9 protein-coding genes are annotated in these 15311 nt (G+C 41.0%); all 9 read right to left on the bottom strand.

Annotated elements, in window-relative coordinates:
• Position 1: 1 nt before the first annotated feature.
• Positions 2-2329, bottom strand: coding sequence for a TonB-dependent receptor (locus CPT03_RS22635; RefSeq protein WP_099440935.1), 2328 nt, complete (start codon positions 2327-2329; stop codon positions 2-4).
• 168 nt (positions 2330-2497) lie between these two features.
• The gene (locus CPT03_RS22630) at positions 2498-3646 is read right to left on the bottom strand and encodes an IS4 family transposase (RefSeq protein WP_245869925.1); all 1149 of its coding nucleotides are present in this window, start codon (positions 3644-3646) and stop codon (positions 2498-2500) included.
• Positions 3647-3886: 240 nt separating this feature from the next.
• A complete protein-coding gene (locus CPT03_RS22625) occupies positions 3887-4759 on the bottom strand; it encodes a pirin family protein (protein ID WP_099440933.1) in 873 nt (290 codons plus the stop codon).
• Between the two features lie 96 nt (positions 4760-4855).
• Positions 4856-5419: an RbsD/FucU domain-containing protein gene (locus CPT03_RS22620; RefSeq protein ID WP_099440932.1), complete on the bottom strand. Its 564-nt coding sequence runs from the start codon at positions 5417-5419 to the stop codon at positions 4856-4858.
• Positions 5420-5430: 11 nt separating this feature from the next.
• Positions 5431-8151, bottom strand: a complete 2721-nt coding sequence (locus tag CPT03_RS22615) for a GH116 family glycosyl hydrolase (protein WP_099440931.1) — start codon at positions 8149-8151, stop codon at positions 5431-5433.
• Positions 8152-8264: 113 nt separating this feature from the next.
• Positions 8265-9899: a RagB/SusD family nutrient uptake outer membrane protein gene (locus CPT03_RS22610; protein WP_099440930.1), complete on the bottom strand. Its 1635-nt coding sequence runs from the start codon at positions 9897-9899 to the stop codon at positions 8265-8267.
• Between the two features lie 4 nt (positions 9900-9903).
• A complete protein-coding gene (locus tag CPT03_RS22605; protein WP_216641578.1) occupies positions 9904-13266 on the bottom strand; it encodes a TonB-dependent receptor in 3363 nt (1120 codons plus the stop codon).
• A 171-nt stretch (positions 13267-13437) separates the two neighbouring features.
• Positions 13438-14598: a FecR family protein gene (locus tag CPT03_RS22600; protein ID WP_099440929.1), complete on the bottom strand. Its 1161-nt coding sequence runs from the start codon at positions 14596-14598 to the stop codon at positions 13438-13440.
• A 66-nt stretch (positions 14599-14664) separates the two neighbouring features.
• Positions 14665-15255, bottom strand: a complete 591-nt coding sequence (locus CPT03_RS22595) for an RNA polymerase sigma factor (RefSeq protein WP_099440928.1) — start codon at positions 15253-15255, stop codon at positions 14665-14667.
• Positions 15256-15311: the final 56 nt, after the last annotated feature.

Below are 15311 nucleotides of genomic sequence, written 5' to 3'. Positions count from 1 at the left end.
GTTAAAATTTAAAGTTATAAGTTACCGAAGGGATAATGCCGAAAAGACTGGTTTGTACGGCTTCAGTACGTGTTGGATCATTTTCTTTGTCGCGGAACTGGATAGAGTAAGGGTTTTTGCGGTTCAGAGCATTGTACACGCTAAATGTCCAGCTTGAGTGGAACTTCTTCGTTTCTTTAGCCTTTAGCGTTGCACCAATGTCCAAGCGCGAAGTATATGGCATTCTGTTCGCGTTTCTTTCTGTATAATAGTAAGTGGTAAGCCCGCCAACATTATATTTTCCGGCCGGGTAGGTTACGGCATTTCCGGTGCTGTAAATATAATTAGCAGATAACGACCAGCGACGGCTAAGGTTGTACATGGCCACCAAAGCCAGGTCGTGCGTGCGATCTTGCTTGGCGTTAAAATACTTGCCTTTATTAATTTCATCAAACTTGCGCTCGGTTTTCGAAAGGGTATAGCTTAGCCAGCCGGTAAGCTTACCTTTGGTTTTTTTACCATAAAGCTCTAACCCGTATGCCCTGCCCTTGCCATACAACAATTCCGATTCAACATCTTTATTGGCGGTTAGCTCAGCCGCATCCCTGTAGTCTATTTGGTTTTGCAACCACTTATAATACACCTCAGCAGAAAACTCATATACATTGCTTTCGCTGTTTTTGAAAAAGCCTAAAGCTACCTGGTCTGCAATTTCGGGTTTGATATTGTTGCTGCTCATTACATATTGATCTGTTGGTGAGCTGGTTCCTGAATTGCTAAGGATATGAATATTTTGGGTATTGCGGTTGTATGATGCCTTTATAGAATTTTGCTCATTTAAGGTATAACTTGCCGAAAGGCGCGGCTCCAGGTTAAAGTAGTTTTTAACAAAGTCGCCGCTTTTATAGGTTTTTGAAGAACTTACCTCTCCAGTGTTGTCGTAGGTATTTATTGTTCCGGGGCCAAGAAGTGAGAACTGGCTTAGCCTTAAGCCGTACAACACATTAAACTTATCGCTTAGAGTCCACTCATCTGATGCGTAAACGGCAAACTCCATTCCGTAACGATTCTCAATAGAAAGTGGGTTAAAAGCAGAACCGGCTGATGTTGTAATATCAGAAGGGGCAATTCTGTGGTGTGTGGCCTGCAATCCGAATCGCAGGATGTGATTATTGCTGTAATACTGCAAGTCTTCTTTAAAATTAAAATCTCTGATCAGGGATTTTACCTTGGCATTGCTGTTTTCATCCAGCAGTTCAATAGCGTAGCTGTATTTGTTAAAAATAAATGAGGTATTGGAAAACAACCTGTTGTTAAACACATGATTTAAGCGGATAGTGGCTGTAGTATTGCCCCAATCGTTGGCAAAAAGATCTTTAATACCAATATTATCCTGACCAAAATAGCCCGACAGATACAGGGTATTTTTATCATCGAACTTATAGTTTACCTTGGCATTAATGTCGTAAAAGTTTAATGTATTGTTCTTTAGCGCGGAATCGCCAGAGGCTTTTAGCAGCAGATCTACATAGGTGCGCCTGGCACTAAACATAAATGAGCTTTTGTTTTTAACTATTGGTCCCTCGGCTTTTATGCGTGATGCAATTAGGCCTATACCGCCTTCCAAACCATATTCTTTGTCATTACCGTCCTGCATTTTAACATCAAGTACAGATGACAACCTGCCTCCGTATTGCGATGGCATACCTCCTTTGTACAAGCTTACGTCTTTTATCGCATCGGCATTAAAGGTTGAAAAGAAGCCCAGCAGGTGAGATGAATTGTAAACTGTAGCTTCATCTAAAAGGATCAGGTTCTGATCAGATGCCCCACCGCGAACAAAAAAGCCGGTATTGCCTTCTCCACCCGCCTTTACACCGGGTAAAAGTTGTATGGTTTTTAAAACGTCTTTTTCGCCAAGCAATACGGGCACGTTGTCAAGATCAGCCATATTAATCTTATTAAGTCCCATTTGCGGGCTTTTTACGTTTTCATTTTTCCTTTCACTTGCACTGATCACTACTTCCTGCAGATCTGAAACAGTCGCAAGCTCTATGTTTATTTTTAAGGCTTTGTTTAAGGTAATTTTTTGGGTATTACTCTGGTAGCCGCTGTAACTTACTATGAGGCTATACTCGCCTTCAGCAGCAGTAATTGAATAAAATCCGTATGCATTTGTGGCAATACCTGAGTTTTGGGTAGCATTTTGCAGTTTAACCGTTGCTCCGATTAGTGTTTCTCCGGTTGAGGCATCCCTTACGGTACCGCTTATGGCATAACGTTGCTGTGCTGATGAAAGAAATGGTATTAAGGTAAAGGCAAATAATAAAGATAGGAAGAATGCTTTCATACTTTTTTGATAATTAACAGCAAAATTATCTTATTAGTATACTAAGGCATTCAAAAATTTGATGAAACGGACAAATTAAGTAATGAAGTGTTCAAAAACCCCATTGAATTGTAAAATAAAAAGGCCCGTTATGACGCACGAATGGTCGGAAGAAATTCCGGCCATTTTTTATGTTTTAAAAAATAGGCCTGGATCGCCGCCGCATTGAATAACAATCATGGCTATAGCCAGATCTCTAACCTCCATGGCAAAACGCCTTTTTGCTGTTTTATAGCCTTGATCATTCCCCTTTTTATAGATTAGTACCAGCATGCTGCTTATTAGTGTCATGTACAGCATCACCTGTAATCCGTTTTTATTAAGTGAAACCAGGTGACTTACGTTGAGTTCCTGTTTAAGAAAGCGGAAGAATACCTCAATGTCCCAACGACTTCGGTAAGCCTGCGCGATTTCTTTAGCGGGCAAATTGAAATCGTTTGTTAACAGCCAGTACTCCTTGCCTTGCTCTGCTTTGCTTTTGACGACAACCAGGCGAAAAGGACTTTCCACCAGTTCTTCTCTGTAATGTATATTTCCCCGTTGGTTGGCTATGGGTGTACCCGTATAAAGCCGTATGATGCTATCTTTTAGCAACATGGATTCGCCCATATCCATGTCTTGTTTTTCATCGATCAGTGATTCTATCAGCTCAAACTTCCTGTTCTCTTTTGCCCGGCAAATGAATGTTATGCCATCTTCACCAAAAGTTTTCATGGTTCTGGTAGATTGAAGACCTCTGTCTAACACATAAATATTCTGATGACCGGGTTCTTTTTTAACATGCGCCATGACGACTTCCGGCAGTGCATTGTCTTCATTTCCATACTTGGGATTGGTGAACACATGGACCAAACCGGGCAGCATACCATCGAAAGCAAGACTGTATTTAACCGCCTTTTTACTGCTGCCGGGATTGACTATACCTTCAGTTAACTTACCGGCGGTTTGACTCACTATCGTGCTGTCTACACGGATCAGGTTATACTGCTTTCTTTCTGTTAAAGTATAAGTCGCGGAAAAGCGCTCGTAAATGTATTCATAGATCTGCCGGAAATAATCAGGATCAACTTTGGACAGTCTTTCGGAAATAGAGCTTCTGCGTATCCTTTCATCCTCATCAAGATTGAAAAGCACTTTGAATACCGAATCATTGAACGTATCCTCAAGCGTTCGTTGGCTAAGCCTGTCATTCTCCAGAATGCCATAGAGCAGCAAATAAAACAGTTTGTTGCCATGCAGAACTTTCACGTAGTGATCGATCTTAGTCGTGAACGACAAGTTTGCTATCAAGGTTTCAGGAATGAAGCTTAAGAGATGTTTTACAGTGACTTTATGATCTTTGAAAATGGCCATATCTTATTGATTTACAGTATTTAATATACTTAAAATCAATAAGAAAAGAAAATAAATAATTGATAATCAGATAGTTAAATAAAAAAACAATTGTAAACAAAAAAGTCGGAAGAAATATTCTTCCGACCATCCGTGGTCATAACGGGCTTTTTTAGTTTATGACTTTTAATCTTCCAATACGCCAAATTTACCCATATTGAAATCAACAATCGCTTCTCTTATTTCGTCTTCTGTGTTCATTACAAATGGTCCGTAGCTTACAATTGGTTCATTCAAAGGCTCACCGCTTAACAGCAACACCACACTTTTCTGGTTCGCTTTGATATGAATTTCCTCTCCATTGTTTTCAAATAAAACAAAGCTATGTTCTCCGGCAATCTCACCATTCACTTCAACACTTCCGTTTACAACCAGCAAAGCTGTATTGTGACCGGCAGGAATGGTGGTGTTAGCCTCGCCACCTTCGTTTAATTTGATGTCGAACAGGTTTACCGGACTATAAGTCTCAGCAGGGCCTGCAACGCCATTAAAGTTTCCGGCAATTACATTTACCTCTCCGCCGTTATCTGCAAGCTGCACTTTACCCATACCATCTTTGGTCAACTCCTGATAATGCGGAGCTGTTGATTTATCTTTTTTAGGAAGGTTAACCCATAACTGAACCATTTCAAATGGCCCGCCTTTTTTAGAGAAAGCCTCTTCATGGTATTCTTTATGCAAGATTCCGTTACCGGCTGTCATCCATTGTACATCGCCAGCATTGATTATCCCGCTGCTTCCGGTGCTATCATGGTGAGCTACGCTTCCTTTATAAGCAATAGTTACTGTTTCGAAACCTTTGTGCGGGTGAACGCCAACACCTCTAAGGTGGTCTGAAGGTCCGAAATCGTACTCAGGATTAAAGTCCAATAGTAAAAACGGACTTATTCTCTCCTGTGGAATGCCTGCTCCCGGGATATAATTAAATACCCTGAACCCATCGCCAACCATATGTGGACGAGTAGAATTAATCACGATTTTTTCAATTAACTTTTTCATTTTTACTTCTCCTTTTTAATAGTATGATACAAAGTTATCCTAAATAAGCGGGCTGTAAATTGATCTAGGTTAAGAACTGCAGGCAAAATGATATGGCTATTGGCCGCTTAATGCATCGCGCAATTGCTTTTCCTTTTCGCCATTCCAGTAACCACAATCGAGCTGTAAAAATACGGAGGTATAGGGAATAGTTTCGTTCGTTTTAATTACCAGAACCTTAAAAAGTTTTGATTCAGTATCCAGTTTCCTGAATACTGAATCGTGGAGCATTGTTTGAACATTTTGATTGGCAAACAGGGCCTTTGATTCCTGTACGAAATGTTTAACCCCTTTAGCCTGATTTTCTGTAATAAAACCTAATTCCTTATCCTGGTAAATGATTGGTTTAACGTGGGAAGATGAATTGACTTGTGCAAGCACCTGTTTTAATACCGGCAACAGATCTTCATTGGCATAGATGTATTCCATCCCCGGCGCGTTTTGCTCCGGAAAGGCCTTATCAACCACAAGAATCCAATTCCTGTGGCCCAACATAGGCAATTTCTGATTGAACTGCTCTTTCCAGTTCAGATCTATACCTGCAGTATCGCCTTTTGTTTTGATTGCAGTTTGCTGGCATCCAAATAAGGCCAACATAGCTATAAACACTAATTTATTCATGCGTTATATGTTTATGAAAAGGTGATATTTAAACTTTCGTTGGTTTTAACATTAATCTTTTTATTGCTGGTAATGCGCAATTCGGTACCATTCTGTTTTAGCTGAACAGGGATACTTTGTGTTCCCAGCATTACCGAAACCGATTTTACAGCACCTGCACCTATTTTGTTAAAGGCCAGTTCCTGCAATTGCAGCTCTCCGTACTTTAAGTTTATGGTGTGTAACTGCTTCGCTCCAGCTTTTTTCTGGGTATAACTACCCCATCCGTTTGCTGAAGTGAAAGGTGCTTTAAAGTTCTCTGAATTCCAGGCTGGCGAGAATTTGATATAACCTTTAGGGCCATGATACTCAAACCCGCAGGCATTAATAAAGGTTCCGTAGCTTGCCATTGCCCTTGCATAGTGATCGCTGCATTCAATTTCATTAAATGGATTTCGTTTAGCGGCATGGTACCTGTCGTGAATAAACCGGGTCAGGATCAAACTTTCTTCTACCATACCTTCGGCCATTAAATGGGCTGCAACCTGATGCTCAAATCCGCTCATACATTCATGAAAGTAACCCAGCTGCCAGCTTACATTCTCTCCGAATGGTTTAGGCTCATTGTGCGGATTGGTGTTCATTACCATTCCACCCTCACCAGGTAAAGCATATGGCCTGCCACCTACATGGGTTTTAATATATGGCCCAACATCAGCAGTAAAGTTATATTTCCATAAAGCTTTTAGCGCGGCAATGGCTTTATCTTTACTCAGCACCCTCGGCAGTCCTACCTGAAATGCCCAGCTCTGGCCATATACCTGATCAATATGACAGGTATTATATGATCCCAGATTTTTACGGCCCTGAACCTTGTCTGGTCTGTGGATAAAGTACTCACCATTAAACAGTTCCTGTTCCATATTTTTACGTCCATTGGCTACGTAGGTCTGGCAGGTTTGGGCAAATGTGGCATCGTTCATTTCTTCTGCCATGGCCTGCCCTGCTCTGGCAGCAGCGATACAAAGGCCCACAATCCATGCAATTTCACCTTCCCATACTGCATCCAGGGTGTTTTCCATCGGGGTATCCGTCATCCCATCCCCATTCTTATCCTGATCTAACATGAACTGGACTGCCTTTTTAATTTTTGGCCAGTTGGTTTGTAAAAATGTATTGTCGCCACTCATCTGATGCTCACGGTAAAACCTGAGCACTGTACCAGCTTGTCCGTCAATTGCTGGCCTGCTTTCGTTTTCTGCACGGAATATAATGGCGCCACTGTCTTCCTTAAACCCAACACCAAGATCTACCCGATGTCTTAAGTCACGTTCCAGTTCAGGAAATATCCTGGCGACAGCCTGTGCATATTGCCATACATGGGTACAGGTTCCTGCACATGCTCCGACACCTTCCCAGCTCCAGAACCGGCCATCTGCAAAACGATAGGTATTTGCCGTTGCAAGTGTATCAATATTAATAAAAGTACGTTCCAGGAACCAGTATGGCAGTGTAGAGTCGTTCCATGTTGTGCTCCATAACTCGGTTGTTTTTGTCAGCTTTTCAAAATTCGATTGCAGGTAAGCACTCACTGCCCCGGCATCCTTAAACCGGGTAGCGTAATGAAATCCCTCTTGTGCATCCTTAACTATTTTCTTAAGGTTCACATTTGCATTGTTAAAATGCCAGCTGATTGAATAATCGGCTTTAAAAGATTTTCCGGGGCTAACAGTTTCTGCTATCTCAATTCCTCCAACCAGTTTTTCAGGTGCATCTGCAGTTGAAGAGCTTGTAGCCGCAGCTCCAAAATGCTTGCTTTTAACCGGCCACGGATCAAGGGCGGTATATGTTTTTCCCTTTGTTTTGTGTAAGGTAAAGCACATTGTACCGCTATCCTGTGCATTTTTCACATCATCGCTGACAGCCTCAAATGAAGAGAAGATGCTACTTGAATTTTCGACTGCCAACACCTCATTTTTCCTTTTTCCGGTTTTCACTTTTCCGGTTAGCTTATTCGCTCCGTTTTCCATCCAGCCTAAAACCGAAACATTTATACTGCTGTTGCTGGTATTTTTTACTTCTACACGCAAAATAGTTGCAGGCAAAGCCGAATTTTGTGCATCCAAAGGAATAAATGGTGAATACACCTCTAGGTATACTGCTACAGGAAAATCTTTACTGCTATATTTTATGGTAGCCATCGGGTAGGCTGGCTTAAACACAATCTCGTCCCAATGTTCCTCGCTTAATTCCTTAATAAAGGTTTTGCCATTAACCACTGCCTTAACCGCAAAGCCTTGCTCCAAAACACGCTTGTTATTAGCAATAGCCGGTTCAATATAGGCCGAGCCATCTCTGGCACGGATCTTTCTAACCTCTACGCCATCATTCCAGTTCACCGTTTTAGGCTCTATTCCCTCCTGTGCACCTTCAAAAGTCTCATTGTATATTTGCCACAACCAAAGTCGCCCATCGCCACCAACATACACCGTTCCAGCATGAAGACCACCCACTGGCATCCCGATATATTTAAATTCATTTTTGCTCTTAAAGTATGTTGTTTCTTCGCCTCGGTTGTAAAGTGTTTTAATCCACTGAGGGTCTATACCCTTGTTTTCGGGGATGTTATGAAGCGGATAATCTAATGCAAATATACTTTTACCCCATACCGGGAATTGCACCGCTGCAAGGCTAGCCGTAAACAAGCCTGCTTTTTTAATAAAATCTCTTCTGTTGGATGGTTTCTTGTGCATGTTAAAAATCTCTATTTCTGTTTAATCTTATACTTGGTTAGCGTTTACATTTAGTGGATTAACGATCCGAAAATGCTTTCGGATCGTTAAGATACAATGAAATTATCAGAGGCTTACCAACCTTTATTTTGTGGTAACAGGCTCTTATTTCTGTCTATTACAGATTGAGGAACCGGCCATATATAATTTTTGTTTACGTTAAATACTCTGTCCTGAGCTTTAAACATAGGTTTTGTCCAATCGCCTACAGGATCAGCAACATTACTGTTAATACCATAAGCAGGTTTGCTTAATACCAATTCGGCAGTTTTCCATCTAAGCAGGTCAAAATATCTTTTGTGTTCTGCTACGAATTCATGGCGACGTTCTTCCCTGATCGCATCCCTCATTTTAGCCTGATCGCCAAGCAATGCATCCACACCGGGAAGCCCTGCTCTTGCCCTCACCTTATTCATTGCCCAGGTAATTTTGGTATTTCCCGGATCTGATTCATTCAATGCTTCAGCAAGTATTAGCAATGTTTCAGAATAGCGATAGATCGGCCAGTTGGCCCAGTTTTCTCCGGGTTTAGGGTTTGTAGGATCATTAAATTTCAAATACATGTAGCCGGTTAAGCCTCCCCCTTCATTGTTCATCCTTTCGGGCATATTATAAGATGGATGTGGCTGATAAGGGGTAAAGGTTCCATTTGGCCTTAACACTGGAACACCCGGAAGCATAAAAGTCATTTTTAGCCTGGCATCTCTGTTCTCGTAAGGTTTGTTTAAATCGTAAAGAGCAGATGTTTTAATGGACTTTCCGTCGGTACATTCATACGAATCAATCAGATCTCTGGTTGGACAAAAACTTGCCCAGCCCTCGCCTGTTATACCTGTTCCGGTTGGAGAGGCCAATACCGCCAGGAACTGTGTAAATTTATCCTGAACATACTGATAGGCTAAAATTACTTCCTTATTGTTGTTGTTTGCTTCTTTTTTGAATAATGACGAATAATCATCTTCAAGATCATAACCCATTGTGGTTACATCATTGGCTGATTTTGCTGCTTCGGTCCATAATGCCGCATCGTTTTGTCCGTTGTGGAACTTTTTCATGCTGGCCATGTACAAATAAATATTAGCCCTTAGCATTAAAGCTGCTGCCTTGGTAATACGACCTTTATCTGCCGCTGCACCGTAAGTAGCAGGTAAACCTGCAATTGCAGTTTCTACGTTTTGCAGTGCATAATCAAGAACCTCTTGTTTTGGGCTGCGTGATAAATTCGATTCTTCCAGTGTAACCGGTTTTTCTTTAATCAGCGGCAGATCTCCGAACAGCTGCGCCATACGGAAATACCTCATTGCCAAAATAAACCTGGCCTCGGCATCAAATCTCTTTTTAAGATTTGCATCAATGGTCATCGTACTTAATTTATCGATAAAGTACAAAGCCCTGCGGATATTATCATATCGCCATTCTTCAGCAATGTAACCATCAGTTGCAGAATAGGTACCCATACTGATATATCCCATTCCTCCTTCGCCCCAGGCATTGGTCATAACTGAGTTGTCGCTGCTGCAATCTCTCCAGAAATCGCGGCTATCAGGTAAAGTAGCATACACGGCATTTAAGCCGGTTTGGGCATCATCTGCCGTTTTCCAATAGGTGGCATCAGAGGACTGATCAAGTGGTGAAGTGTCCAAAAATCCCTTTTTACAACTGCTGGCAACTAAGATCACAGCAAGCAGGTAAATATATTTTCTTTTCATCTCTTTAGAATTTAAGGTTTAACCCGAATGATAATGTTCTTGAAAGCGGATAATATCCTCCTTCGGGATCAAAACCAGTGTAGTTTGTTATGGTTGCCAGATTTTGAACAGATGTAAAAAGTCTGAGCGAGTTAAGTTTTAGTTTGCTCAATACAGATTGCGGCAATTGATAACCAAGCTGTATATTCTGTATTTTGATATAGTCAGCTTTTCTTAACCAATAGCTGGAATACTTGGTATCATTAGAAGTATTCTGGATCGACAACCGTGGGTAAGAAGCATTAGGATTTTCTGGAGTCCAGTTATCTAAAGCAAGTGGGCGGGCATTTTGCGAAAGGAAAAAGGCCCAGCCTTCGTAACCACTCATATACCTCATTCCATTTATTGCTCCGGTTACATTTGCTGAGAGATCAAAGTTTTTCCATCCAAAATTAAGGTTAGAACCAAATCTTATTACTACTTTGTCATTTAAAATCACCCTGCCTTTACCGTCAATAACCTTGTCGTTATTGGTATCCTGATATTTGATATTTCCCGGAAATACGTTAGGCCCCTGATTTGGGCTGTTTGCAATTTCCTCGGCACTTTGAAACAGGCCTATAGCTTTTAACCCATAAGGCAATTGATATTGCAAGCCAACATCGGTATAAGTGTCACCAATTTGCGGGCCTTTACCTGCAAGATCAACAACCTTGTTTTTAGAGAAAGAGGTATTGAAATCAAATCCCCAATTAAAATCGCCCGAATGATCTTTATAGTTTACCAGGAACTCCCAGCCTTTGCTATCCATTTTTAACAAATTGCTGAATGGTGCAGGCAAGCCAAATTCGGCACTTACCGGAGGGTTGTTTAAGATGTTATCTCTTTTGTTCATGAAGTAATCTACACTGATGGCTATTTTCTGACCCAATAGGGACATATCTATACCAATATCAGTTTGTTTAGACTCTTCCCAGCTTATCCCTCTGTTAACAGATACGCCATTATATGCACCCGGAACGGTAACCCCATTAAATCCATAAATGATTGGGCGGTAGGTTAACACCTCGGCTGTTGGATACAAACCAACTTTTTCGGCATCTCCCAATATACCCCATGAACCGCGAAGCTTTAAGCTGCTAACCCATGGCAGGTTAAAGAAAGATTCTTTATGAATATTCCATCCGGCAGAAAAAGAAGGGAAATAGCCCCATTTGTGCCCCTTGGCAAAACGCGAAGAACCATCGGCACGGATATTTGCCTGCAACAGATATTTCCCATCGTAATCATAGTTCAATCGTCCAAAGTAAGACCTGATGGCCACATCAGAAGCTGTACCAGTGTTTTGCATATTGGTTGATGATCCTGTATTTAAAACATCGATGTTCCCAAAAGGCAGGTTATCACGAAATGCACTAAAGCTGTTGTTGTACACATATTCCTGAGAATAACCGGCCAAAGCTTTAAATGAATGCTTGTTTAGGCTATAGCCATAATCGGCAGTTGCCTGAAAAACATTTCTGTAGTTGCTTGAAAAACTTTCGGTTAAGCCTGTTACCAGGTTTTTCTTTGCAGCTATTTCTCCCTTATCATCATACAAATTGTAGGCAAGTAACCTATCGGTAGTACGCTGATCTGTTGAAGTGCGGGCATATGAGCCTTTAATGTTTAAGTTTTCTATTGGTGTATAGATCAAATCGGCTACTCCAAACAGTTCTTTGTACTTGGCATTGTTATATCCGCCCTGATTTAAGCCGGCTATGGTATTGCCCACCATAGAAGAACCTATGCCATATTGGCCCTGTGAAGTATAAATAGGGCTGATAGGTGCAGCACGGGCAGCCTGCGACTGCCATGCATCTGTTCCACCCTGAGGTTGCAGGATATAAGTTTGGGTGTACTGCAGGTTTGTAGCAAGTCTAAGTTTATCGGAGATTTTAATATTTACATCAGGACGAAAAACGTACTTGTTGTAATTGTTATTTGGCAGGGTTCCATCCTGATAATCGTAAGAACCGGAAACGCGATAGGTAATATTTTCGGTTCCGCCGGAAATTGCGATGTTATTGGTGTTAATAATGGTATTGTTTTTATAAATTTCTTTATACCATTTGTTGTCGGCATATTTTCCCGCAGCCAGATCTTCAAGTCCTTTACTGCCGTAAAGCGGTTGCTTTCCATCATTTACAAGAGCCTGATCCCATAGTTTCATATAATCTGCCGAGCCTACAAAATCGAGCATAAATTGCGGTTTTTGTACACCTACACTACTGTTAACCTCAACCATAGGTTTTCCGGTTTTGTTCCCTTTTTTTGTGGTAACCAATAAAACACCATTGGCAGCCCTGGAACCATATATTGAAGCTGATGCCGCATCTTTTAACACAGAGATACTCTCGACATCGTTAGGATTTAAGGTATAAATATTGCCTGGAAAACCATCAATCAATACTAAAACACCCGAACTGCCGCCTATTGTAGAGGTACCACGGATGTTTAGAGAGGCGCCAGAGCCTACTGCTCCTGAACCTTTTGAGATGTTTAATCCGGGAACTGTTCCGGCAAGTAATTCCTGAACATTGGTAACAGGTCTGGAAGTAAGTGATTTTTCAACATTTACTACCCCTACTGCTCCGGTAAGGTCAGCTTTCTTTTGTGTACCAAAACCAACCACTACCAGCTCGCCCAACATTGCGGCTTCTTCGTTAAGCGCAATATTGATGTCGGTGTTTTGCCCATCTGTAATGGTGATGTCTTTTGACTGAGAGGTGTAGCCAATGTAATGCCAGGTAATTTTGTATGCACCCGGTTTTAAATTACCGAAAGTATAATTACCGGCTTCATCAGATGTTTTAGTGAAACTGGCACCTTCGCCATCAAGTTTAATAGTTACCCCTGCCATTGGCAGCCCTGTTTTGCCTTCTGTAACCTTTCCCTTCAAAAAACCCACTGCCACCATATAAGTGGTTCTGATTGAAATAGCGGGTTTGATGACTACTGTTTTGTCGACAATAGTATAAGTAATTGGCTGACCTGCAAAACATTGTTTAAGTACTTCTTCCAGAGAAGCATTGTTAGCCACAACATTTATACGTTTGGTACCCTCAAGCACATCATCGCCATACAGAAACTGATAGCCACTTTGCTTTCCAATTTGTTTAAATACCTCTTTTAAAGCCTTGTTTTTCGCCGACAAAGTAATTCTCTGGGCATTGGCAGCAATGCCCATTTGAATAAACAAGGTGACTAAGAAAACAAAGGTTAATTTGGCACGCATAATTATTTTCCTTGTTAATGGTTGGTTAAATACTACCCTGATAGCTCCAGGATAATATTGTTGATGCATAAGCATAGTTAACTTATACCTCAATAAAGTATAAAATTTCATACATTTGGTTAGGTTAGTTTTTCCTGAATCGTTTTTTCCGGCTGGAATTCTGAAACGATTCAAATAATTTGATTTTGTTTAGTTGCAATGATCAAAATGAAAACCCCTACTTTACCGGGAGTGTTATCAGCGCTTCCGGTATTTTAAGGTCCATTTGATAATAAGTATGGCTTATGGCATAACTATTATTCTCCTTTCTTTAATTTTAAAATGAACCAGATTTGTTAATTCAAGCATGTTTAATACCTGTGTTACATTTGCATAGCGGGAAATGGTTCCTGTAAATTCTTTACCCGAAATACCTCCCTTATATTCAATATCTACATTGTACCATCTGGATATCTGACGCATAATACCTTCAAGCGGCATGCTGTTAAAAGTAAACCTGTTGTTTTTCCAGGCCATTACTTCTTCCAGATCGGCCTTTTCAACTTTTAGCTCTGTGGCCACAACAGACTGTTCGCCAGGTTTTAATATCACATTACGTTTTCCTGTTCCTGTTTGTGCCAGCACCCTAACAGATCCTTCAAGTAAAGTTGTTTTAAGGCTGGTTTCATCAGCATAGTTGTTAATGTTAAAATGAGTTCCCAACACTTCGATTACCTGTTTTTCACTACTCACTCTAAATGGCATTTTCTTGTTTTTTGCAACCTCAAAATAGGCCTCGCCGGTTACTAAGCTGACATTTCTTTGTTTACCTGCAAAGCGGATTGGGAAACGTACTGTGGTTGCCGCATTTAGCCAGATACTGGTTCCATCGGGCAAGGTTACCTGATATTGTCCGCCATTTGGGGTGGAAATGGTATTGTAAGACAAATCATCTCCTAAAAGGTATTCGCGTGCCGGGTTATAGGCCAGCTGGCCATCTTTTGTTTTCCGGATTACTACCCCAAACTGATTGGCCAGCACTCCGCTATCTACTTCATTCAATATGATCTGCTCTCCGTTGCTTAAAGTTAGTGTAGCTTTATTACCGCCAGGATTAATTCCGATAGCGCGATTTTGTTTTACTACCTGCTCAGTTTTATTGATTTTATTTTGAGGGTAAAAGTACAATACAAGCCCTACAGTAATTAGTACTGCTGCCACAGCTGCTATGTTTCTGTAAAGGTTTAATGTTTTTTTCTTTTTAGGGGTATGATTAGGATTTACCTGTGCTGATATTACTTTCCACATTGCATCTTTGGCATGTATTGGATCGGTAATATTTTCGGGAAGTTTACGGTTTAAGACCTCGTCCATATAAAACCGCTCAATAAGTGTCCTTTCTTTTGAAGTACAGGTTCCTGCTAAATACCGGTCTATAAGTTGTTCTACACTATCTTTGTTCATGAGGGCTTGGTCTTAATTTTAGTAAAGACACCTGCCAAAGCCTGAGGGAGTAGGAGAAAATGAAAATTATTTATTTAAATACCAGGTAACCATAATTAGCAGTGTTGCAGGAACGGTAAGACGTAAACGAAGTATGCGGATGGCATTGGCTACCTGTTTCTTAACCGTTTTATCTGAAATGCCAAGCTGGTCGGCAATTTCACGGTGCGACAGGTATTCTTTTCGGCTATATTCAAAAACCTCTCTCATTTTTTGAGGGAGGTTTTTGATTTCAGCTTCTATCGCTGCTGCCAGTTCTCGTTCATTAATCTGATCGATAACAGAATCGTTATTAGTAGCGGCATATGCACCAAGAGCTTCAATAAATTTATCGCTGGTTTTACGTTTGCGAATCGTATTCAAAACTTTATGCCTGCCTGTGATGTAAAGGTAGCCCAGCAGATTGGTCTTAACATCCAGTTCTGCTGATTTTGCCCAGAGGCTCATAAAGAGATCCTGAACAACATCCTGAGCTTCGGCTTCATCCTTAAGCATCTTCAGACAATGCCCATAAAGGATACCCCAGTACCTATTGTAAATTTCTGAAAATGCATTATGGTCTCCGGCTTTTACAAGCTGGATCAGCTGATAATCAGAAAATTCACTATTTAGATTCATTGAAGCACTCCCTATTTGGCCTATCAATTAAAGATAAATACTTTATATGACAGAAT

This window comes from Pedobacter ginsengisoli (genome assembly GCF_002736205.1).
GTDB lineage: Bacteria > Bacteroidota > Bacteroidia > Sphingobacteriales > Sphingobacteriaceae > Pedobacter > Pedobacter ginsengisoli_A.
Note: the sequence above shows the minus strand (reverse complement) of the source record. Positions and strands in the feature narration are given on the sequence as shown.

Coding starts and splice junctions, on each gene's coding strand:
- CPT03_RS22635 (WP_099440935.1), bottom strand. CDS start 2,329: ATGAAAGCATTCTTCCTATCTTTATTATTTGCCTTTACCTTAATACCA.
- CPT03_RS22625 (WP_099440933.1), bottom strand. CDS start 4,759: ATGAAAAAGTTAATTGAAAAAATCGTGATTAATTCTACTCGTCCACAT.
- CPT03_RS22620 (WP_099440932.1), bottom strand. CDS start 5,419: ATGAATAAATTAGTGTTTATAGCTATGTTGGCCTTATTTGGATGCCAG.
- CPT03_RS22615 (WP_099440931.1), bottom strand. CDS start 8,151: ATGCACAAGAAACCATCCAACAGAAGAGATTTTATTAAAAAAGCAGGC.
- CPT03_RS22610 (WP_099440930.1), bottom strand. CDS start 9,899: ATGAAAAGAAAATATATTTACCTGCTTGCTGTGATCTTAGTTGCCAGC.
- CPT03_RS22605 (WP_216641578.1), bottom strand. CDS start 13,266: ATGAAATTTTATACTTTATTGAGGTATAAGTTAACTATGCTTATGCAT.
- CPT03_RS22600 (WP_099440929.1), bottom strand. CDS start 14,598: ATGAACAAAGATAGTGTAGAACAACTTATAGACCGGTATTTAGCAGGA.
- CPT03_RS22595 (WP_099440928.1), bottom strand. CDS start 15,255: ATGAATCTAAATAGTGAATTTTCTGATTATCAGCTGATCCAGCTTGTA.